This is a genomic window from Gemmatimonadota bacterium (assembly GCA_040388535.1).
Taxonomy (GTDB): Bacteria; Gemmatimonadota; Gemmatimonadetes; order Gemmatimonadales; family GWC2-71-9; genus Palsa-1233.
Map to the genome: position 1 here is coordinate 238007 of JAZKBR010000004.1, position 21437 is coordinate 259443.

The window sequence follows — 21437 nt, forward strand, 5'->3', positions numbered from 1 at the left end:
CATCTCCTGCCGGCTCGGGGTGGAGTGGTTTCCCACTCGCTTGAACGGGGGGCAAATTAGGGGTGCGGGATCGTTGAGTCAAGGGTGCGGCGTTCCAACCTGCAAGGCGCTCTTCCCAGCCGGACCAGGGCCGGAACGATGCTCGATTCGATACACCCGTATCACGGGCTCGTCCTGATCGTCGCTCACCAAGGCGTAGACGCGGTCCCGCGTCCAGGCGAGGTGGAACGGAGTCACCGCTTCGAACACCGCAGGGACCGAACCGAGAGGGGCCCCCTCGGGGTCAAAGACATCCCAGTGATCCTCCCATCCGGACGGCCCGGGCCGCAACACCCAGAGGTCACCCATTCCGTCGAAAGCGAAGAAATTCCACAGCGGATAGTCGCGCGGAATCGAGTCGACCAAAGTCCCCGGTTTCAACCTGGCTTCGCGCTCGTATCGACCGCCAGCTTCGCGTCGAACCGCGTCGCTCACCGCGAATGCCCGCCCCGGACTGGCGAGCTCGACACTTCGAGAGGTGTCCGCCCCCCAGCCGAACGTGATCCGGGAGCGGTCCTGGTCACCCCAGACCATCTGACCGCCATGATCGAACCGAATGATGCGGCGGGGAGAAAACGGGAGGCTCACCCCTGCGACATATCGAGGCAGGCTTCCGGGGTCGATCACCATTGAGTCCAGCAGAGTCCCGTCCAGCCGGTAGCGATAGTAGGTGCCACACCGCAGCATCGCATTTCCGCAACGCGCCGCACCGATCGACCCGCGAGGCGCGGCCCCTGGAATGGCAATCCGCCCACTGTCATCCACGGCGATTGGATACAAGACGTTGAACTGTGATGGCCACTCACGGACGAGGGTGCCATTAGGCGCATAGATCGACACCCGGCGGTGATTCATGTCTTGCACAATCAGCGTGTCACGCCAGATCGCAATCGCCGGGCTCCGGAACTCCCCCGGACCGTCGCCGAGACGGCCACGGGTGCCAGCGAAGGAACCGTCCGGATTGTAGACCTTGATCGACATCGGGGAGAGGTCAACGACGAAAATCCGGCCTCTGGAGTCCACGGCGATGTGAAGGGGTGCACCAAGCTGCGAGCCCTCCCGGTCACTGCCCTTGATCTCCCGCTCGAGTACGAGCCGCCAGCCTGCGTTTCCCTCCCAGGGGGCGGATGCGCCTTCTTCCGCAAGCGCACCGGGCGTCAGGGCGGGAGCCGGCTGAGCCTTACGTGCCCGTTGATCCGCCTGACAGGCCGCCGACGCGCCCACGATGCCGAAGAGCAGGGCGTATCGAAAAACCCACGAAGCCATTTATTCGGACTGAGGAGATGAGAGGGGTCGGGGAATGCGTTCGGAGAGCTCAGTTCCCCTCTCACCGGCCACCAGGCGGCCACCCACCGTGTCCGCGTCGTGCGTGAACACGATCTGCCACCCCTCGGCCATACCGCGGTAGAAGAGCGCTCGCTTGCTCTCCATCGTCCGCAGCGGCTCGACGTCGTATCCCATGATCCATGGCAACGGGAGATGATGTGCCGTGGGCACCACATCGGCCGGAAAGAGAAGTGCCTCTCCCGCACTCTCGATCAGGACGGTGAGATGCCACGGCACATGCCCCGGGGTCACCATGACGCGCACCCCAGGGACGACCGTACCAGCCGGCCCCTCGAGGAAGCGGAACTTCCCTGCCTCAGCGAGTGGGAGGAAGTTGTCCGGCAGGTAGCTCGCCTGAGTCCGCTCATTGGTGTGGGTGGCCCATTCGAATTCGCGGCGATGGGTGACATAAGTCGCGTTCGGGAACGACGCCTGGATCCGTCGCTCCGGATCATCTGCCGCAATGAAGGTGTTCCCGCCCGCGTGATCGAAATGCAGATGGGTATTCAGCACCGTTGTGATATCTGCGGGCGTGTGTCCGAGCAGCGCGAGCGAATCTTCCAGAGTGGTGCGGCCGCCGGCTCCGCTGTTCTCGACCCCATAGATGTCGCGGAACTTCTCCCCTTCCTTGTTGCCGAGCGCCGTCTCGACCAGTACCAGGCCATCGTCGTGCTCGATCAACAGGGCCCGCATCGCCAGCGGAATCCGATTCCGGGCATCCGGGGCCAGCCGCCGCTCCCAGAGCGGCTTCGGCACCACCCCGAACATCGCGCCGCCATCGAGCCGCTGCAGTCCACCTTCGAGAGTGTGCACTGTGAGTCGGCCGATGGTGCGCGTGGTCACGCCGCTCATAGCGGCAACTCCCTGACCGGCGTCCGGTGCATCACCTCGAGTTCGGCAAGCGTGCGTGCTCCCTTCTCGCGCGCAGTGCCGAGCAGGCGCTGCAGCAACATCCCGGTGACAACAGCATCGCCGGCCGCACGGTGCCGCGCCGAGAACTCGAGTCCGAACCGTACCGCGAGCGCGCCGAGCGAGTACGACGGCTCGTTGCGCACCAGCCGGCGAGCGAGCCGCACGGTGCACAGCCGCGGTCCATCCAGGGCAAGATCGCGGCTGCGCTTCACTTCGGCGCCGACGAATCCCCAGTCGAAGCGGGCGTTGTGCGCAACGAACACACGTCCCGCCAGCGCCGCCACGACCTGATCGGCGATCTCGTTGAACGGCGGAGCAGTACTCACCATGGCATCGCTGATCCCGGTGAGTTCCGTGATGCGCGAGGGAATGGGGCGGCCGGGATTGACCAGGGAATCGAAGACGACTTCACGACGCGCACCTTCGACGACCACCACAGCAATCTCGGTGATGCGGTCATCGCCGACCGCGTGCATTCCCGTCGTCTCGACGTCGACGACCGCGAACGCGCACTCTTCGAGGAGGGGCGAGCCGTGGGCGACGGCCACCAGCGACCACAAACCACTCGCCTGCTGCCGGACCCGAGGATCGGAACCGAGCAACGCGGTTGCAAGTCTTTCGGCGACGGCCGTCGGTGCATTCGGCAGCCCCAGCACCCGCAGCGCGAGGGCATCGGCGCCCAGCGGACCCGCGCGCAGCAACTCGATGGCGCGCTCGACCAGCGTGCCATTGGGATGTGCCGTGAGTCCGATCACTGCTGCCTCATGTGTGCACTCGATGCTGAAGCGAATACGAGAGTGTTTCGAGTTCGATGGCGAGATTGACGTTCTTCACGTCGACACCATCGGGGACCTGCAGCTGCACCGGGGCGAAGGACAGAATCGCGGTGACACCAACCGCGACCAGTCGATCCACCAGCCCCTGCGCCGGATCGCCCGGCGTCACCAGGATGGCAATATCGACGCGTTCGTCCCGGACCACCGCTTCGAGTCGCGAGACATCCTGAATCTCGAGACTTCCCCAGGTCCGACCGATCTTGGCGGGGTCCTTGTCCACCACCGCCACGATGTCGAAGCCACGGGCGCTGAATCCGGAGAACTTGACCAGCGCCCCGGCCAGTCGCCCGGCGCCGACCAGAATGACGCGATACCTGCGCACCAGCCCGAGGATCTCGCGAAGGCGCTCGGCGAGCGCGTGTACATCATAGCCGAGCCCACGCTTGCCGAACGACCCGAAGAAGGAGAGGTCCTTCCTGACCTGCGCCGAGGTGGTGCCGGCGCGCCGGGCCAGTGCTTCGGAGGACAGGGTATCGCGCCCCTGATGATCGAACTCTTCGAGGAAGCGCAGGTAGATCGCCAGGCGGCGAACGGTCGAGTCGGCAATCTTGCGCGGCAGCATTTGTGAAATGTTTCACGAGCAGGGGGTCCGGGGCAACTGGACGGTCCCCTGCCCCGCGGCCCGACCCCTTCTGCTACGCCGACACCACCCTGAGCAACCGGATGAACGCCGCCACATCGACCACCTCTGGCCGGACGTCGGGATCGATCTCGGCCTCGGCAAGGATCCGGGCCGAGTCGTCGGCGGAAAGATCCAGCGCCTCCCGCAGCGCCTTCTGCATCCGCTTCCGACGATAGGAGAAGAGGCCCGTGACCAGCGTGCGGAATGGCCGGACCTGCTCCGCCGTCACCAACGGCTCCGCGCGCGGCACCAGGTGCAGCACTGCGGAATCGACCTTAGGCGGCGGCGAGAAGGCTCCCTTCCCGACCGTGAAGAGCCGCGATGCCTCGGCCACCGCCTGGATGCCGATCGAGAGGGCGCCGTAGTCGTCGTGTGCTGCCGGAGCGACAATCCGGTCGGCCACTTCTTTCTGGACCAGATAGGTCACCGACGCGGGGAACGGTGCGGTGAGCGCCTTCTCGAGCAGCGGCGAGGTGATGTAGTAGGGAATGTTGCCTGCCACCCGCCAGGTGAAGCCGTCGACGGTCCACGGGGCGACGAGTGCAGGCCAATCGAGTTCGAGTGCATCACCCGTGACCAGCGCGAAATTGCGTCCGGCAAATTTGCGCTGCAGGGTAATCACCATTCGCTCGTCGCGCTCGATCGCTACCACCGTGCAGCCCCGATCGAGCAGCGCCGCCGTCAGCGCCCCCTTCCCTGGGCCGATCTCGAGGACGACGTCACGCGCGCCCGCGCCTGTGGCCGCTGCAATGCGCCCCAGCAACCGCGGGTCGGTGAGAAAATGCTGGCCGAGGGATTTGCGCGCCTTCACCGTTACATCCGCAGGATGAGGAGCGTGCGATCATCGGTCGGCCTGCCTCCGAATTCACCAACCTCACCCAGCAGCATCTCCTTGAGCTCTGCCGGAGTGCGCGCACGCTCGGCCTCGAGACGCGCGAGCACCCGCGCCTCGCCGAAGCGCTCGCCGAGCGCATTCTGCTGGTCGACCAACCCGTCGGTAAAGAGTACCAGGAGGTCCTGCGTGAAGCGCCAGGGGACGATCTTGCGACCGAAGCCGCCGGCATCGACGAGGCCGAGCGGCGGCGCTGTTGGAGCGAGTCTCTCGATCTCACCGAAGCGCGGCAGCCGGAACGCGTATGGGTGGCCCGCGTTGGTATAGGTGATCCGTCCTGCAGTCGGATCAAGAATGCCATAGAAGACCGAGAGATACATCTCGGTGTTGCTGAGTTCATCGCGCAGCGCGTCGTGCATCAGGGCGAGCGTTTCGTCGGGGGGCGTGGTGGAATTGGCGTGGATGCCGGCCGTCGCCATGACCTGTGCCGCGATGATCGCCGCCGAGAAGCCGTGCGAGGATACGTCGCCGAGCATCACGCCGATGCGACCACGCCCCAGGCGGGAGAAGGTATAGAAATCGCCGCCAAGCGACTCGGCCGCTTCGGAGCCGACTGCGACGTCGGCCTCGCCACGGAGCACGGCGGCGGTCGGCATCAAACGCAATTGCAGATCGTGCGCCAGGGTGAGCTCGTGCTCGAGCCGCTGCCGTTCGGTCTCGCTGGCTACCAGCCGGGCATTTTCGAGCGCTGCCCCGATTTGCGTCGCGACTGCGGCCACAAGTTTCGTTTCCGCACGGGTGAACGATCCCCCGCCGGCGCGATCGGCGAGGGCGAGAGTGCCGACCACGCGCGCTGGCTGCCCTGCGGCCGCATAGACAATCGGCACCGCGAGCACTTCCCCAGGCACCCACTGCGGCTGGACACCGGTTTCGATTCGACCACTGCGAAAGGCGCGTGAGACGACGGCATCGGGATCATCGACACGCACCGCTGCCGGGATGATTCCGTCTGCGCTGCCGATGGTCGCAACGATCGACAGCCGTGCCGTCGCTTCGTGGTGAATGCGAAGCCCCGCCCGTCGCGCCCCAACCACGGCCGTGACCTCGCGGAGGATCAGGGCGGCCACTTCGTCAACGGCACGCGCCCGGCCGAGCAATTCGCCGATGGTGTAGAGCAGGTCGATCTCTTCGTACCGCGCGGCAAGCTCGCCCGTGAGCGAGGTGGTCGTCTGGTCGGCATCGAGGAAGAGCTGCACGAGCGGAAGCAGGCGTGCGGCAAGATCGTCGCAGCGCGCGTCGGCGTCGGGAAGAATTTCGAGGAAGAGTCCGGGTGCGTCAGGGATGGCGTGCCACGCCGCCGCATCCTGGCCGACGCCACGTGGCGCACGCGGAGCTGTCGCGCCGGGCATCGAGCCGGCGACGAGTTGCCAGCGTTCGCCGTCGAGCCGCCAGAGTCGCAGCGTCGCCCCAGCGAGCGCCCCCAAAGGCGCCAGCGCGCCGCCGAGGTGACTCAGCAACGGGTGAGCGTCATCCAGATGGTGTTGCCTCGATCATTGAAGGCGACGTGATCGGCGAGGGAGCGAATCATGAAGAGCCCGCGTCCCCGCGTCGAATCGAGCACGGCATCGTGGGTCGGATCGGGGACAGCGGCAGGGTCGAAGCCCTCGCCCTCATCCGAGACGGCAATGATGATCCGATCTCGCTGGAATTCGATATCGACGGTCACCCGCCGGGCAGGATCATTGCGATTGCCGTTGACCATCGCATTGGCGACGGCTTCGGCCACAACGGTGCAGAGTCGGAACTGGGTGCGGGTCGAAACGCTCGCGACCGTCCGGCAGCAAGAGACGACTGCTTCCACAACGACGCCAACTTGCGACACGTCGGTCGGCAGCTCGACGCGGAAGCACTCGCGACCATCGGAGTCGCGGGAGGCGACACGGGCAGCGGTGACCATCGTCCGTTCAGAAGCCCGCGAGCGCCTCCGAGGCCGTCTCGGAGATGGTGAACAGCGTGTCGAGCTTGGTGAGTTCGAAGAGTGAACGGAGGTCTTCGTTCAGCCCGGCGAGTCGGAGATCACCACCGGCCTCCCGCACCTTCTTGCTGATCGACACCAGCGCGCCAAGCCCGGAGGAATCGATATACGCCGTGCCGGAGAAATCGAGCAGGAACTTGCGTTGACCCTGATCGATGGCATCCTGCATCAACTGCTTGAGGTCCTGCCGGTTTGCCACGATCAGCTGCCCTTCGACCGCCACGACGGTCACTCCGCCAGCATCTCGATTTGCTGAAAACGCCATCGCCGTACTCCTCGGTTCAGTGCTGTCGGGCGGCCGCTTGCAGCGCCACCATCGCGATCACATCCACAATATCGTCCGGCGAGGCCCCGCGCGACAGGTCGGACATCGGCTGCGCGAGTCCCTGGAGGAGGGGTCCTGCCGCACTCGCACCCGCCAGCCGCTCGGTCAGCTTGTAGGCAATGTTGGCCGCATCGAGCGAGGGGAAGACCAGCACATTGGCCTGGCCCCTGACCGGCGAGTCGGGACATTTCCGCTGGGCCACCTCGGGGACAATGGCTGCGTCGAGCTGCAGTTCCCCGTCGGCCACGACCTCCGGCGCCATGGTGCGGAAGCGAGCGAGCGCCTGCTGCATTCGTTCGGGATCGGCCCCACCGGCGCTTCCCCGCGTGCTGTAGGACAGGAAAGCCACCACCGGCGTGTCGCCTACAAGCGCCCGACGATCAGCGGCTGCGGCCATGGCGGCATCGGCGAGCTGGTCCGCTGTCGGCATCGGCAGGACGGCGATATCGGTGTAGGTCAGCACCCGACCATCGGGGAGGCCGTGGTACATCGCCGAGGTGACCGTGCCGAGCCCCGGTCGCAAGCCGATACACCAAAGCGCTGCGCGCACGACGTCTGCCGTCGTGGATACTGCGCCAGCGACGCACCCTTCGGCCTCACCGAGCGCCACAAGCGCCGCGGCGAAGCGGAGGGGATCGTGAGCCAGCTCGCGGGCGTGGGCGGGATCTCGGACCGCCTTGGGACGACGCGCCAGAAGGTGGGAGGCGACTCGCGAAAACGCCGGATGATCGGTGGCCTTCCAGCCCGTGCTTCCAAGCAGCTCCGGTTTCCCGAGACCAAGGCGCTGCATCTCGGCAGCGGCAGCCACAATTCGCGGATCATCGCCTTCGGGCAGGACGATCCTGGCACGAGTTCCCGCGGCGCGCGACCGGAGTCGCTCGCTGAAGTTCACGTACCGAACCGCTGCTTCAGCGCGGCCGCGACGGCAGGATGGACGAGGCCGTCGAGGTTGCCGCCGAACCGGGCCGCCTCTCGTACCAGAGAGGATGACAGATACGTGAGGTCCACCGCCGGGACGAGGAAGACTGTCTCGAGCTCGGGGTTCAATCGGCGATTCATCAGCGCCATCTGGAACTCGTATTCGAAATCGCTCACGGCGCGCAATCCGCGCACCGCCATGGTGGCCCCGCGATCACGGGCAAAGTCGGCCAGCAAGCCGGAGAAGGAGGCCAGCTCGACGCGCGGTTCATCCCCGACGGCGACCTCGAGCAGGCGCAGGCGTTCGTCCACATCGAACAGCGGCTGCTTGTTGGGGTTGATCGCGACCGCCACAATGAGCGTGTCGGCGAGCCCGATCGCGCGACGGATGAGATCCTCGTGGCCACGCGTCGGCGGATCGAACGAGCCGGGATAGATGGCGATGCGAGTCATGGGGCCCGGAAGAAAGTGACGGCGACATCACCCCAGCGACGAGTCTCGCCGCCAGGAATGGTCACCTTGGACGAATGTTCCACGGCCAGGACTGGTGCGAAGGCGAGCTGCTGCCAGCGGGCCACCAGTTGCTCCGCAAATGTCTCCGCAAACGGCGGATCGGCAAGTGCCACATCGAAGGCGCCTGCCTCGAGGCCCGCCGCAAACCGGATCGCGTCATGCCGCAACACGGTGCACTGGGCCTCGGCGTTGAGCCCCGCAACATTTGCCTTCAGCGCGTTGAGCGATGGCGTATTGAGCTCGACGAATGTGGCGTGGTCGGCGCCGCGCGAGAGTGCTTCCAGTCCGAGCGCGCCGCTGCCGGCGAAGAGGTCAACGACCCGCGCACCATGGAGTTCGGGGCCGAGGATGTTGAGCCACGCCTCGCGCACGCGCTCAGCGGTCGGGCGCACGCGCGCGTCGCGCGGTGTCGTGAGGCGCCGGCCACCCCAGGTCCCGCTCACGATGCGTGTCACGCGGCCCCCGGTGGGGTCAACGCCACGACCCGGGCCTGCAGTGAAGAACGACCCTGGAACTCGTTCCGCTCGAGTCGGAACGCCACATCGACCATGCCATCACCAAGCCATGCGACGCGATCGGCCCAGTTGAACGCGATGGCATCGAGATCGCGACTCCCGCTGTGGAGCACACACTTGAGATGGTTGCTGCCGACTGTCCGCGCCCCTTGCAACCGAACCTGTCGCGCACCATAAACCGGCGATGGATTTCCCATCCCGCACGGCTCGAGGTAGCGACCAAGGCGTTCCAGGTCGTCGGTGACATCGTCAAGCGAGAGTTCGAGATCGACCCGCTGACTCGAGCCGAGGTCGGCGTGCGTCAACTGCGAACGTGCGATGTCGTTGAAGCGCGTGCGAAAGTGCCCGACCTGATCGTGGCGAATCGTGAGTCCGGCCGCCATCCGATGGCCCCCAAAGCGTTCCAGCAGATCGCCACAGGCGGTGAGGGCAGTGTGCAGGTCGAACGCGTCGATACTGCGCCCGCTCCCCTTCCCCATCTCCCCGTCGAGGCCGATCAGGAATGCCGGGCGGCCGAAGCGTTCGACCACGCGCGAGGCCACGATGCCGATGACACCGGCGTGCCATCCTCGGGCGGCGAGAACGAGTCCGACATGCTCCTCGGGATCGGCGTACTCGCGCTCGATCATCACGAGTGCCTCGTCGAGAATCCGCTGGTCCATTGCCTGGCGTTCGCGATTGAGCTCTTCAAGTCGACCGGCAAGCTGCGTCGCCTCACGCTCATCATCGGTCAGCAGGAGCCGCAGCCCATCCTTCGCATCGGCGATCCGCCCAACCGCATTCAACCGCGGGGCCAGAATGAAGCCAACCTGCCCGGCACGGAGCTCCATTCCTGTCAGCTTTGCCGTCTGGAGCAGCGCGCGCCAACCGGGCCAGCGCGATTCGGCGAGCACGCGGAGCCCGTGCTTCACCAGAATCCGGTTCTCGCCCGAGAGCGGTACCACGTCGGCAACCGTCGCGACCGCGACATAGTCGAGCAGGTGCATCGGCAGTCCCGCCGGCAAGCCGAGTGGCTCGACGAGGGCCTGGACCAGCTTGAAGGCGATTCCGGTGCCGCACATCATCTCGAGTCCGGAAGTATCGCCCGGTTGCTGCGGATCGATGACCGCATCGGCTGCAGGTAGCACGGCACCCGGCAGGTGATGGTCGGTCACCACGACACGAAGCCCGGCCGCCTTCGCCGCCGCGACGGCCTCGACCGCCGTGATACCACAATCGCAGGTGACGATGAGTCCAGCGCCAACGCGCTGCGCCTCGCGAAGTCCTGCGGCGCCGAAATCGTAGCCATCGGTGAGGCGATGCGGCACGAACGGGTGGACGATGGCGTCGCCCGCACGCAATGCCCGTGTCAGCAACGCAGCGGCGCACTGACCGTCGACGTCATAGTCGCCATGGACCAGGATCGGGACGTTGGCACGCACCGCCGTGGAGATGACTTCCACTGCGGCGGACATTCCGGTGAGGCGATAGGGATCAGCCAGGGAGTCGAGCGGTGGGCGGAGGAACGATCGCGCGATGTCTATGCCACCAAGGCCTCGCTGCACCAGCAGCGCTGCGAGCGGCATCGGCAGGGAGAGCGCGGTGGCAAGCGTTCGCGCAGCCTCCCCGTCGGGGGCCGGCGCGAGGCGCCAGCGCGGCGCCATGGTCAGACCGTGACCTCGGCGAGATACACGATCGCGCCGCACATTTCACAACCGTCGAGCAGCAACCCCTCGGCCTGCAGCCGGCCGATCCGCGACCGCGGAATCGCGGTGAAGCACGCGGTGCAGGTCGCATGTCCCTGCGGATTCCCGGCCGGGACGAGAATTTCGGTGGTGCGTGATCCACGGAGACGGTCGTAGCGAATGCGCAGCGGCCGATCGAGCTGGCTCGCGGATGCTTCGCGTTCGGCCTTCGCTTCGGCAAGCTCACCGGCGAGCGCCGACATCCGCTCGTCGAGAACCGCACGGGCCGCCAGCTGTTCCGCCTCGAGCGTTGCCAGGCGCTCATGCGCGCCCTTCACCGCGCCAGCGCGCGTCGAGGCATCTTCCGACAACCGGAGCCACTCCCCCTCTTCCTGCGTCAGGATCGAACGCCCGAGTTCGACGTCGGCCATCAGCTGGGCCGCAACGCGCGGGTTCCGTTCCTGCTCGAGTCGCTGACGTCGCGCTTCGTGCTTCGCCCGCTGTGCCTCGAGCTTGCCACCGACATCGTCGCGGCGACGCGCGATATCGTCGGCGGTGCGCGTCGCCGACGCGATCTCCGAGCGGACACGGTCGAGCACGACATCGAGCGCAGCACGCTCCGCCGCGATCTCACTCACGCGTTCGTTGATCTCGGCGAGACGGCGGTCCTTGATCTGGACGTCGAGCAACTTGGGAAGATCCGGATGCATCGGTGTTACTCCTCGGGTGGCATAGCACCGGGGCCGCTGCGCGACCTCGGGGTAGTGGCAAGATACAACCTAAACCGCGCCTGACCTTCCTTGCTGAGCGCCTGCCAGCGCCGGCGACGCTCGACCGGATCCACCTCTGACGCGATATCAGGGAAGTGGTGAATTTCCTCCAGCGCCTCGAGCGCGCCAACATACTCCCGATCGACATCGTACCCTTCCGGGGCACCGCCCGCCGCGGTGAGTCGCTCCCAGGCGTCCCGGGCCCGCTCATCGAGCACCGGAAGCGCGTCCCCGATCGGGGCATCGTCGGGCAACGCGGCGAGTGCGCCGTAAATCCGCCGGAATGCCGCCACGGTGAACCGGTCGGTGGGAATCTCCTCACGAGCCCGGGCGAGCCATTCCGGTCGGAGCAGCAGCAGCCGGAGCAGTTTGCGCTCGATTTCAGCGCCGGGGGGCCTGGGGCCACGGTCCACCACGGGGCGCTCAGCCGGTCGTGACGGAGCGCTGGGCGCGTCCACCACGGGACGCGGCGTCTCATAATGGGGCTTGCTGGCGACATCGGTCGCTACAACCTCGCGGGGAATTCCAAGCCGTTCAGCTACCCGGCTGATATAGAGCTCCCGGGTGACCGGATCGGCCGCTGCCCGCAACGTCGGCAGGAGCCGATCGAGCGCTTCTCGCGCGCGTCGTACGTCGCTGAACCATCCCTTGAGTTCAAGGAGGTGCAGCTTCCGCTCGAGCAGGTCCACGGCGTCCTGCAGGATCGGTTCGAGGGCGCCGGCGCCGCCGCGCTGGACCACGGTGTCAGGGTCATCCCCAGACGGCATGGTGGCGACCCGGACCCGCACGTTGTGCGCGATCAGGACATCGCCCGCCCGGAACGTGGCCTTGAGCCCGGGGCCGTCGCTGTCATAGAGGAGGATCACCTCTTCACTGTAGCGCTTGAGCAGAGTGGCCTGCGCCTCGGTCAGCGCCGTACCGAGGGGAGCGACGACGTTATCAATGCCCGCCAGTGCGAGCCGCAGCACATCGAAGTACCCTTCGACGACCACCGCAAAGCCAGCCTTCCTGATCGCGTGCTTCGCGAGATGGATGTGATAGAGCTGTTCGCCCTTGTGGAAGATCGGCGTCTCCGGGGAGTTGAGATACTTCGGCTCCCCTGCCCCGAGAATCCGACCGCCGAACGCAACGGTGCGACCACGCAAATCGTGGATCGGAAAAATCAACCTTCCGCGGAACCGCGAGTAGAAGGTGCCGTCGTCGCGGCGCATCACCAGCGCCGCCTCGAGCATCGCTTCATCGCGGATCCCGAGCTGCTTCATCGCTGCAAAGAGTTCATTGCCGCGCGGTGCATAGCCGAGCCCGAGTTCCGCGGCCGCATCGAGTGAGAACTGACGCTCGAGCAGATAGCGCCGGGCGGTCTCCGCTTCGGGGTTGTCGCGCAGCTGGGCGGCGAACCAGCCCTGCGCCGCGTCCGCCGCCTGATAAAGCGGCTCGCGCGGGTCCGGGCCGATCCGCTCGGTCGCCTCGGGAATCACGATCCCGTACCGCCGCGCGACTTCGCGCACCGCGGTGGGATAGTCCATCCCGAACCGCTCGCGATACCAGGTGAACACATCACCTGCCGCGTGGCAGACGAAGCAGTAATAGAGATTCTTCTTCGGAATGACCGCGAAGTTGCGGCCGGTGCCGTTGTGGAAGGGACAAGGACCACGATAGTCGCTTCCCTGCCGCTTCAGCTGGACGGATTCCTGCACAATCTCCAGCAGATCAGCCGTGTCGCGGACGCGCTCGATCAGCTCATCGGGAATGCGTGCCATTACTTGAACACCGCGATCGTCACGCCGGTGCCACCCTGCTGCCGTGGGGCGAACTCGAACGACGCGACCCGCCGGTCGCCCTTCAGCAGACGCTGGACAACATCACGGAGCACGCCGGTTCCCATGCCGTGAATGATACGAAGGTGCGGCTGCTCGGCGAGCGTTGCCCCGTCGATGGCCGCATGGACCATTGACTCCGCCTCGTCGGCGCGCATCCCGAGCAGGTTGATCTCGTAGGCCGCCTCCCGCGCGGGGTCATCGCCCGACGTTCGCTCCGGCTTCGGCGCAGCCGTGCGCCCGGTCTTGGCCAGGAGCACCAGCGACTTCGCGGCAACGACGAGGCGCATCGTTCCGACCATCACCACGGCCTTGCCATCGCTCCTCAGCTCCGCGACCTCTCCCACCGATCCGGTAGTCAGGCGCACACGCGCGCCCACGGCGAGGCGCTCCCCTGCGCCAGCCGGCAACGCATCCGGTTCATCGAGTCGCCGCGTCTCCTCGCGCACGCCTTCCTCAAGGATGCGTCGCGCCTCGCGCGCCGCTGCCTCGTCGGCCGCACCCTTCGCGAGCGCCAGCGCCTCCTCGACTCGCTTGCGCGCTTCGAGCAGGTACGCCTTCGCCTGTCGCGCACGATCGCGCTCGGCCTCCTTCTCCTGCCGTCGCAATTCATTCTCGCGTGCCTGCTGCGATGACTCGGTAACGCCAGCGACCGCCTCACGCCGATCGACTTCGATTGCTCGTTCCACGAGGGCACTTTCTTCGCGGGTCAGTGCCTGCTCGCGTGCCTCGACCGTCGCAAGGAGCCGATCGAGTTCTCGTTCCGCCTCAGGGACAAGTGCCTCGGCCTGGGCGAGCACCGCGGCATCCACGCCGAGACGACGCGCAATCGCCAGTCCGTAGGATCGTCCAGGAATTCCCTTGGTGAACCGGTACGTCGGCGACAGCGTCGTGGCATCGAAGTGGAGCGAGCCGTTGACCACGCCCGGCACACGCATCGCCAGCGACTTGAGCGTACCGAGGTGCGTGGTGGCCAGGGTCAGCGTGCCGCGCCGCGTGAGCGTTTCGAGCACGGCCATCGCAAGTGCGCCACCTTCCGCGGGGTCAGTCCCCGATCCCACCTCGTCGAGCACCACCAGCGTGGCATCGTCGGCAGCATCGAGGATGCGACGGAGCTCGGCCACATGGGCCGAAAAGGTGGAGAGATCGGCTGCGAGCGATTGATGGTCGCCGATGTCGACGAAGATCTGGCGCACGACGGGAAGCACGCTCGCGGCGCCAAGCGGCGGCACGATGCCGCTCTGGGCGAGCGCGAGCATCAGGCCGGTCGCCTTGAGCAGCACCGTCTTGCCCCCGGTGTTCGGCCCCGAGATGAGCAGGGTGCGCTCACCCGGATCGAGGACCAGGTCGAAGGGCACCACGGCGATGCCGCGCGCGAGAAGCAGCGGGTGTCGCGCGTTGCGCAGGGCGAGCGTGCCCCCGGCAGGCGCGATCACCGGCACTTCGCCCTCGGTCTCGAACGCCCATCGCGCCCTGGCCACGATGGTGTCGACCTCGACGGCCACATGGTGCAGTGCCTTGATCGTCTCGCGACTCGGCCGCAGTGACTCGGTGAGTTCCCGCAGCACTTTCAGGGTCTCGCGCTCCTCGGCGATTACCGCAGCGCGCACGGCGTTCCCCAGTTCGATCGCGGCGCTCGGCTCGATGAAGAGTGTCCCGGCACTTCCGGATTCATCATGGATGATTCCTTCGGGGCGCGATCGCGCGTCACGACGCACCGGAATCACATACCGGCCGCCGCGCATGGTGACCGTTGCTCCGCCCGGCACCGCCGCGCCATCGAGGTCGCGCAGGAGCGTCTCGAGTCGGCGCACGAGGCGCTCGCGGGCCGCGTGCACCTCACGGCGCGCTGCGGCCAGCGCCGGCGAGGCACTGTCGAGCAGTTCGCCGTCGTCACCGATCGAGCGATCCAGCAGTCGTTCGACTGAACGATCCACAGGAGGCACCCGCAACATCGCCAGTCGCGGGCAGGCGTCTGCGACACGCTCGAGTTCGTTCGCGATGGCCCGGCCGGCGGCAAGTGTGAGCTTCACATCGGCGAGTTCGCCCAGCTCGAGGACACTGCCGTCCACACGCAGCCGGCCGAGCGCACCACGCAGCTGCGGCACGGGAGCGACGGCGATCGACTCACCGCGCCGCAGGAGCGCCAGCAATTCTCCTACATAGGCGAGTTCGAAACGGATCCAGTCGGCATCCGTGCTGGGACGTCGCGCGCGAATCGCTTCCGCGCCCAACGGACCAGCCGAATATTCCGCCACGACCTCGAGCGCGACTTCGAACTCGAGCGAGTCAAGCGCATCAGCGGAGTGGGCAGGGTCCAATGGCGACGGGGTGCCGTCCTCGACAAAGGACCGCACCCCGTGCGTGGCCAACGATGGAGCGGTCATCCCTGCTGCAGTGCCTCTCGAGCAATCTGGTTGATCACCTTGCCGTCCGCCTTCCCCTTGAAGCGGGTCATGAGGGCCGCCATCACCTTGCCCAGATCGGCCGCGCCCGCAGCAATCGCTTCGCGTGCGGCAGCCCGGATCTCTTCGGGATCGGCCTCGGCAGGCAGGTAGGCGCGGAGGACGCCGATTTCGTATTCCTCCTTGCCGACAAGATCGAGTCGCGCCGCCTTGGTGAACTGCTCCACCGAGTCGAGGCGCTGCTTGATCTGCTTGCGGAGGATGTCGGCGATCTCATCGTCGGTCGGCTCTCGGCCGAGTTCGATCTCGCGGTTCTTGAACGACGAAAGGACCGTCCCCAGTACCAGGGTCCGGTCCTTGTCTGACGCCTTCCGCGCACCGACCTGATCGGCGCGCAGACGGGCGGCAATCTCAGGCATGCGAAGGGCGACGACGCGTCTTGCGCTGCGCGGCGTTCATCTTGCGCTTCCGCTTCTCGCTGGGCTTCTCGTAGTGACGATGCTTGCGGAGATCCGACAGGATCCCGGCCTTCTCGCACTTCTTCTTGAAGCGCTTCAACGCGCGCTCGAAGCTTTCATCCTCGTGGATGACGACTTCCGACATTAAAAATCACCCCTCTCTAGCTCCGGTCAGGGAGCGGTTGGTGCATAGCAGGGGAAAGATTAACGGCCGGACGGGGCTGAGGCAACCTTCATCCAGGGGGCCAATGGAGCTGGCGGCCGCCCAGCAGGTGAAGATGAAGGTGCCCGACACTCTGCCCCCCGTCCCGGCCCGTGTTCATCACCAGGCGGTATCCACCTGCGGCGAGCCCGAGATCGGCGGCCACCTGGACCCCCAGGGACATCACCTCGCCCAAGGCCTCCTTCCCCCCCTCGCCCGTGGCGGTGGCCGCCGAGTCGAAATGGGTCAGCGGGATCACCAGGACGTGGACCGGGGCCTGCGGATTGAGGTCGCGGAACGCTAGCGCGTGGGCGCTCCGGCCGACGACCTGGGCGGGAATCTCCCCGGCTGCGATTCGGCAGAAGATGCAGTCACTCATCGCGTGAGCCTGGCGCGTTCGCGCTGTTGCAGGGTGAGGACGGCAGCAGCGGCCGTCGCCGTCTCGAAGCGAAGGATGTGCGGTCCGAACCAGACGCCGGTCGCGTCGAGTCGCTCGCGGAGCCAGGCCTCCTCGGCTGGCGTGAAACCACCCTCGGGGCCGATGACCCAGCCGACCGGCTCCTGCTCACGAAGCGGTGCCAATGGTGCGCCTGCCGGATCGCCGAAGAACCAGCGTACACCGCTGCCGGTGATACCAAGCTCGACGAGTGGCATCACGTCATCGAGCACCGGCAGCCACGGGTTCCCGGACTGCTTGCACGCTTCACGCGCGCGACGTCGTCCCTTCTCGACGCCGGCACCCCGCAGCCGACTCTCCACCTGTCGTGATCGCTCGGTCTCGACCGGGACAATCCGGGTGATGCCCAGTTCGCCGCACTGCTGCACCACCGAAAGGAAACGATCGCGGTCACCAGCGCCGAGTGCGACGACGAGGGTCGCCGGTTCGGGGAGATTCCGCAGCTCGGTCACCCTCGCGGACCAGCGCTTCCCATTACGCTCCAGAATTGCGGTCGCGACGCTCCCTTTTCCGTCGAGCAGTTCTACCGTTTCACCTTCGCGGCCACGGCGCACGTCGGCGTGGTGCGTTTCATCCTCGTCCAGTTCGAGGAGTGCCCCGACCAGCAGGACGCCCTGTTCGACAAAGAACCGCATCACGTCCGGCGCGCGGCGACGGCCCACCAGCCGGCGTCGCGAAGATCTTCGACGACCAAGAAGGCGTGGCGTTCGAGGACCGGGCGGAACAGCGACTCTTCGGCCTCTTCCATCCCGGAGAAGATCGCAAGTCCGCCGGGAACGAGCGCCTTCTCGATGCTGGGCATGAGAAGCGTGTTGACGGAGCGGAGAATGTTGCTGCAGACAATCTCGGCCGGCCCGGCCAGCACCCCGAGTTCGCCGGCATCTCCCACAAGAAAGGTGACCCGATCCGCCACGCCGTTTCTGCCGGCGTTCGCTTCAGCGATCGGAAACGCCTCGTCATCCACTTCGATACCGATCGCCGAGACGGCGCCAAGCTTGGCAGCAGCAATCGCCAGGATACCCGAACCACTGCCGAAATCGAGCACGCGTTGGCCTGGCACGAGATGCCGCTGGAGCAGCTCGAGCGCGGCGCGCGTCGAGCCATGCTCACCACTGCCGAAGGCCGACTCGGGATCAAGCGTAAGGACCACCTGATCGCCTGATGGCGTGACCGGTAACCATGATGGCGTCAGGGCCAGGCGCCCGAAGTTTCGCGTGATGATGCCGTCGCGCCACCGCACCGACCAGTCGACTGGATCGAGAGGTGTCACGGCGCCTTCGACGTCGGCGAAGATCAGCGAGAGTTCTGCGACGATCCGCTTGGCATCGGCCTCGGACGTCGCCACCGTGAGCAGCGATCCGGCATCCGGCTCTTCGACTCCCTGCCCCGTTGCCGCCACCAGTGCCGCCGCGACCGCATCGGTATCCGCGTCGCGGCAGGTGATCGCGATGCGCCACCATTGATGCGTCACGTGCCGCTCGTTTCCTTGAGGAGTGCTTCCTTGAGCTTGGCCCAGAAACCACCCTTCTTGCTCGGGCCGTCCGCTTCGTGTTTGGCGAGCTCCGCGAAGAGGGTCTTCTGCTCCTCGTTGAGATCATCAGGCGTCCAGATGTGCGCCCGCACATTGAGATCGCCGCTGCCATTCCCGCCGAGTCGCGGCAGTCCCTTTCCGCGCAGGCGCAACACCGTGCCCGACTGGATCCCCGCCGGTACGGCAAGCTTCTCATCGCCATACGGCGTCGGGATGACAACCGACGTACCCAGCGCGGCCTGCGAGAACGAGACCGCAAGCTCGTAGACGAGATCGTCACCATTGCGCTGGAAACGCTCGTCGTCCTTGATCTCGATCATCACGACGAGATCGCCGCTCGGGCCGCCACGCGGACCCGCCGCACCCTGGCCACGCAGGGTGAGGTAGTTCTGGGCCGAGATGCCGGCGGGAATGTCGACGCTCACCGTGTGTTCGCCCTTCACGCGCCCTTCGCCGCGACAGACCTCGCACGGCGTCTGGATCGTGTGTCCCTCGCCATGGCAGGTGGGGCACGGTCCGACCTGCACGAACTGCCCGAACATCGAGCGCGTGGCGCGACGTACTTCGCCCGAGCCGCCGCAGGTGCTGCAGGTAATCGGCTTGCTTCCCTTTGCCGCACCGCTGCCGTTGCAATTTGCGCACGAGGTGAGCGTCTTGATCTTGATGCTGCGCTTCGCGCCCAGCGCGACTTCCTGGAGCGTGAGCTTCACCGTGACCCGGATGTCCTGACCTCGGTTTGCTTCCGCCGGGCTGCGTCCGCCGCCGAAGATGCTCTCGAAGCCACCGAAGCCACCGAAGTCGCGCATGAAGATGTTCAGCGCTTCCGACAGGTCGATATGCTCGAAGCCCGCATTGCCGCCGAAGCCGGCACTCGCGCCGGGGGCCGAGCCGAACCGGTCATAGTGCGCGCGCTTGTCGGGATCGCTGAGGATCTGATAGGCCTCGGAGATATCCTTGAACTTCGCCTCGGCGTCCGGCGCCGAGTTCCGGTCGGGGTGGTAGACCATCGCCAGTCGACGATAGGACTTCTTGATCTCGTCGTCGGTCGCTTCGCGGCTGACTTCGAGCATTACGTAGAGATCGCTCACCGAATCAATCCTTCGACCAGTCGCCCCGTGTGCTCCACGAGGCCGATGATCTTGTCATAGGGCATGCGAGTCGGACCGAGGACGCCAATCACCCCCGTGGCCCCGCCCCGCCGATAGGTTGCCGTCACCAGAGTAAAACCGGCGAGCCCGGGCTCGCCGTGTTCGCCGCCAATTGTCACCGTCAGTCCGTCCTGCTTCCGTTGCGCGAGCGCCTCGTGCAGCACATCGCGACGCTCCGTGAGCGAGAGGAGCGACCGCATCCGCTCGTTGGACGCGAACTCGGGCTGCTCCACCAGTACAGAAGCGCTGCCGAGCATCACCGGTTCCCGCTCCTCCGGCAGATCGAAGAGGGAGTCCCCTTCGGCCAGAATGATATCGAGCAGGTCGGTCACTTCGGAGGTCGTGGCGGCATCACGCAGACGGGAACCGAGCGTCGCCCGGATCTCGCGCAACGACAACCCACCCAGACGCTCGTTGAGGAGGCGCTGAACTTCGTCCACGTGCTCGCGGTCGAGATGCACGGGAATGCGCACATAGATGGTGCGGACCGCGCCGCTCCGGAGATTGAACACCAGCAGCAATCGCTCGGCGGACACCGGCACCAGATCGAGTCGCTCGAGAATGATTTCTTCGAGCGCCGGCGCGACGGCGACCCCGAGCTCCTGGGTCAGGATCCCGAGGACCTGTGCGGCCCGGCGCAACAACTCTTCGGTGGCGCTCGCCGCCGCGTTCAATTCGGCCGCGAGATGCTCCCGCAGATCGGCCGACGGCGGCGTGTGGCGCACCAGCGAATCGACATAGACCCGGTAGGCCGCGTCGGTGGGGATCCGTCCAGCAGAGGTGTGGGGATGGAAGAGAAATCCCTTCGCCTCCAGCTCCACCATGGTGGTACGGATGGAGGCGGGCGAAATGCCGAGCGCCGACCGACGAGCCACCGTCTGGCTCCCGGCCGGCTCCGCAGTCGCAATGTAGGTCTCGATGACCGCCTCGAGGACACGCCGTTCGCGCTCCGAGAGGGACTCAGTGTCGCTCATGGGGGCGAAACTTAGGAATGGACGATGGCCCCCACCAGCGCATCGAGCCGAAGCCACCCCTCCACGGTGAGCCGGATCCGGCCGGCGACCGCCTCCGCCCACCCGGCCCGAAGCCAGACGGCGCACGCCTCAGCGGGGATTTCTTCCATCGCGAGACCGGCATTTGTGCGCAGCCCGAGGTAGAGCGCTTCGAGACGCCGAGCCCCCGGATCGAGGCTCTCGGAACCAGCCTGAAGGGGTTCACCCGCGACTGAGCGCTCCGCATAATCAGTCCATTCACGAGCGTTCCACGAGCGAACTCCCGCAACTAGCGAGTGCGCCGACGGGCCCAGACCAAGGTATTCCGCGCCGGACCAATAGGCGGAATTGTGGCGGGACCGATATCCCGGGAGCGCCGCGTTGGACACTTCGTAGTGTTCGAAGCCGTGTCGCGCGAGTTCGTGGTTGGCGCGCAGATACTCTGCGGCGTAACGCTCCTCGTCCACCGGCACCGATTCGCCGCGGTCGGTCCAGTGCTGCAGTGGCGTATGCGGCTCGATGGTCAGGCCGTAGAGCGAGATGTGGGTCGGGCCGAGGGCAAAGGTGAGTTCGAGATCGCGGGCCCAGTCACGGTCGAGTGCGACGGGGAGCCCGAAGATCAGGTCCATCGAGACGTTGTTGATACCCGCGTCGCGCAACGCCGCAACGGCAGCGGGAACCTGCTCGGCGCGATGGGTACGATGCATCCAGGCGAGCACCGCAGGATCGTGGCTCTGCACGCCGAGTGATACGCGATTGACGCCAGCGGCGACCCACGCCGACGCCTTCTCGGCAGTGACGTCCTCAGGATTCGTTTCGACAGTGACTTCGGCCTCGGGGGCGAGGGGCCGCGTGTTCGCGATCTCGCTGATGATCTGCGACAGCGATGCGGGCGCGAGTCGCGAGGGCGTACCGCCCCCGAAATACAGGGTCGTGATCGCGTCCGCGGCGCCGAGCGGCGACGTGCCCACGCGTTGCTGCCACTCCGACAAAATCGCCCGGACGTAGGTATCGTCTGGCGTTGTCGGGCGCACGGCGATCGCGAAATCGCAGTACGAACAACGACGCGCGCAGAACGGGACGTGAACGTAGACGTGCATCAGCGTAACTCTAGTGGGAT

The 21437-nt window shown here is 66.4% G+C and carries 23 protein-coding genes; all 23 read right to left on the reverse strand.

Annotated elements, in window-relative coordinates:
- Nucleotides 1-78: 78 nt before the first annotated feature.
- Entirely contained in the window at nt 79-1020 is a 942-nt protein-coding gene (locus V4558_11020) for a hypothetical protein (protein ID MES2306034.1), read from the reverse strand.
- A gap of 285 nt (nt 1021-1305) precedes the next feature.
- Nucleotides 1306-2217 carry an MBL fold metallo-hydrolase gene (locus V4558_11025; protein MES2306035.1) on the reverse strand — a complete coding sequence of 304 codons (912 nt, stop codon included), beginning with the start codon at nt 2215-2217 and terminating at the stop codon, nt 1306-1308.
- Nucleotides 2214-3032 carry an exonuclease domain-containing protein gene (locus V4558_11030; GenBank protein ID MES2306036.1) on the reverse strand — a complete coding sequence of 273 codons (819 nt, stop codon included), beginning with the start codon at nt 3030-3032 and terminating at the stop codon, nt 2214-2216. Before V4558_11030 ends, V4558_11025 begins: the two co-directional genes overlap by 4 nt.
- Nucleotides 3033-3039: 7 nt before the next feature.
- Nucleotides 3040-3675 carry a redox-sensing transcriptional repressor Rex gene (locus V4558_11035; GenBank protein ID MES2306037.1) on the reverse strand — a complete coding sequence of 212 codons (636 nt, stop codon included), beginning with the start codon at nt 3673-3675 and terminating at the stop codon, nt 3040-3042.
- 73 nt (nt 3676-3748) lie between these two features.
- Entirely contained in the window at nt 3749-4546 is a 798-nt protein-coding gene (gene rsmA / locus V4558_11040; GenBank protein MES2306038.1) for a 16S rRNA (adenine(1518)-N(6)/adenine(1519)-N(6))-dimethyltransferase RsmA, read from the reverse strand.
- Between the two features lie 2 nt (nt 4547-4548).
- Complete coding sequence (locus tag V4558_11045; protein ID MES2306039.1) at nt 4549-6084, reverse strand: GAF domain-containing SpoIIE family protein phosphatase; 1536 nt, start codon at nt 6082-6084, stop codon at nt 4549-4551.
- Nucleotides 6078-6524, reverse strand: a complete 447-nt coding sequence (locus tag V4558_11050) for an ATP-binding protein (protein ID MES2306040.1) — start codon at nt 6522-6524, stop codon at nt 6078-6080. The genes V4558_11045 and V4558_11050 overlap by 7 nt, the downstream gene beginning before the upstream one ends.
- A gap of 7 nt (nt 6525-6531) precedes the next feature.
- Entirely contained in the window at nt 6532-6867 is a 336-nt protein-coding gene (locus tag V4558_11055; GenBank protein MES2306041.1) for an STAS domain-containing protein, read from the reverse strand.
- Between the two features lie 16 nt (nt 6868-6883).
- Nucleotides 6884-7819 (reverse strand): phosphate acyltransferase, encoded by a 936-nt coding sequence (locus V4558_11060; protein MES2306042.1) that lies wholly within the window; start codon nt 7817-7819, stop codon nt 6884-6886.
- Nucleotides 7816-8298, reverse strand: a complete 483-nt coding sequence (gene coaD, locus V4558_11065) for a pantetheine-phosphate adenylyltransferase (protein MES2306043.1) — start codon at nt 8296-8298, stop codon at nt 7816-7818. The genes V4558_11060 and coaD overlap by 4 nt, the downstream gene beginning before the upstream one ends.
- Nucleotides 8295-8813 carry a 16S rRNA (guanine(966)-N(2))-methyltransferase RsmD gene (rsmD, locus tag V4558_11070; protein MES2306044.1) on the reverse strand — a complete coding sequence of 173 codons (519 nt, stop codon included), beginning with the start codon at nt 8811-8813 and terminating at the stop codon, nt 8295-8297. The genes coaD and rsmD overlap by 4 nt, the downstream gene beginning before the upstream one ends.
- Complete coding sequence (gene recJ / locus V4558_11075; GenBank protein ID MES2306045.1) at nt 8810-10516, reverse strand: single-stranded-DNA-specific exonuclease RecJ; 1707 nt, start codon at nt 10514-10516, stop codon at nt 8810-8812. Before recJ ends, rsmD begins: the two co-directional genes overlap by 4 nt.
- A gap of 2 nt (nt 10517-10518) precedes the next feature.
- Nucleotides 10519-11247, reverse strand: a complete 729-nt coding sequence (locus V4558_11080; GenBank protein ID MES2306046.1) for a hypothetical protein — start codon at nt 11245-11247, stop codon at nt 10519-10521.
- Between the two features lie 5 nt (nt 11248-11252).
- Complete coding sequence (gene dnaG, locus V4558_11085; protein ID MES2306047.1) at nt 11253-13067, reverse strand: DNA primase; 1815 nt, start codon at nt 13065-13067, stop codon at nt 11253-11255.
- A complete protein-coding gene (locus tag V4558_11090) occupies nt 13067-15511 on the reverse strand; it encodes a Smr/MutS family protein (GenBank protein ID MES2306048.1) in 2445 nt (814 codons plus the stop codon). The genes dnaG and V4558_11090 overlap by 1 nt, the downstream gene beginning before the upstream one ends.
- Nucleotides 15508-15948: a GatB/YqeY domain-containing protein gene (locus tag V4558_11095; GenBank protein MES2306049.1), complete on the reverse strand. Its 441-nt coding sequence runs from the start codon at nt 15946-15948 to the stop codon at nt 15508-15510. Before V4558_11095 ends, V4558_11090 begins: the two co-directional genes overlap by 4 nt.
- The gene (gene rpsU, locus V4558_11100) at nt 15941-16132 is read right to left on the reverse strand and encodes a 30S ribosomal protein S21 (protein ID MES2306050.1); all 192 of its coding nucleotides are present in this window, start codon (nt 16130-16132) and stop codon (nt 15941-15943) included. Before rpsU ends, V4558_11095 begins: the two co-directional genes overlap by 8 nt.
- An 88-nt stretch (nt 16133-16220) precedes the next feature.
- On the reverse strand, nt 16221-16568 hold the full coding sequence (locus V4558_11105) for an HIT domain-containing protein (protein MES2306051.1): 348 nt from the start codon (nt 16566-16568) through the stop codon (nt 16221-16223).
- Complete coding sequence (locus V4558_11110; GenBank protein MES2306052.1) at nt 16565-17308, reverse strand: RsmE family RNA methyltransferase; 744 nt, start codon at nt 17306-17308, stop codon at nt 16565-16567. Before V4558_11110 ends, V4558_11105 begins: the two co-directional genes overlap by 4 nt.
- Nucleotides 17281-18117 (reverse strand): 50S ribosomal protein L11 methyltransferase, encoded by an 837-nt coding sequence (locus V4558_11115; protein ID MES2306053.1) that lies wholly within the window; start codon nt 18115-18117, stop codon nt 17281-17283. Before V4558_11115 ends, V4558_11110 begins: the two co-directional genes overlap by 28 nt.
- Nucleotides 18114-19265, reverse strand: a complete 1152-nt coding sequence (gene dnaJ / locus V4558_11120) for a molecular chaperone DnaJ (protein ID MES2306054.1) — start codon at nt 19263-19265, stop codon at nt 18114-18116. Before dnaJ ends, V4558_11115 begins: the two co-directional genes overlap by 4 nt.
- Nucleotides 19262-20299 (reverse strand): heat-inducible transcriptional repressor HrcA, encoded by a 1038-nt coding sequence (gene hrcA / locus V4558_11125; GenBank protein ID MES2306055.1) that lies wholly within the window; start codon nt 20297-20299, stop codon nt 19262-19264. The genes dnaJ and hrcA overlap by 4 nt, the downstream gene beginning before the upstream one ends.
- A gap of 11 nt (nt 20300-20310) precedes the next feature.
- Nucleotides 20311-21417, reverse strand: a complete 1107-nt coding sequence (gene hemW, locus V4558_11130) for a radical SAM family heme chaperone HemW (protein MES2306056.1) — start codon at nt 21415-21417, stop codon at nt 20311-20313.
- Between the last annotated feature and the right edge of the window lie 20 nt (nt 21418-21437).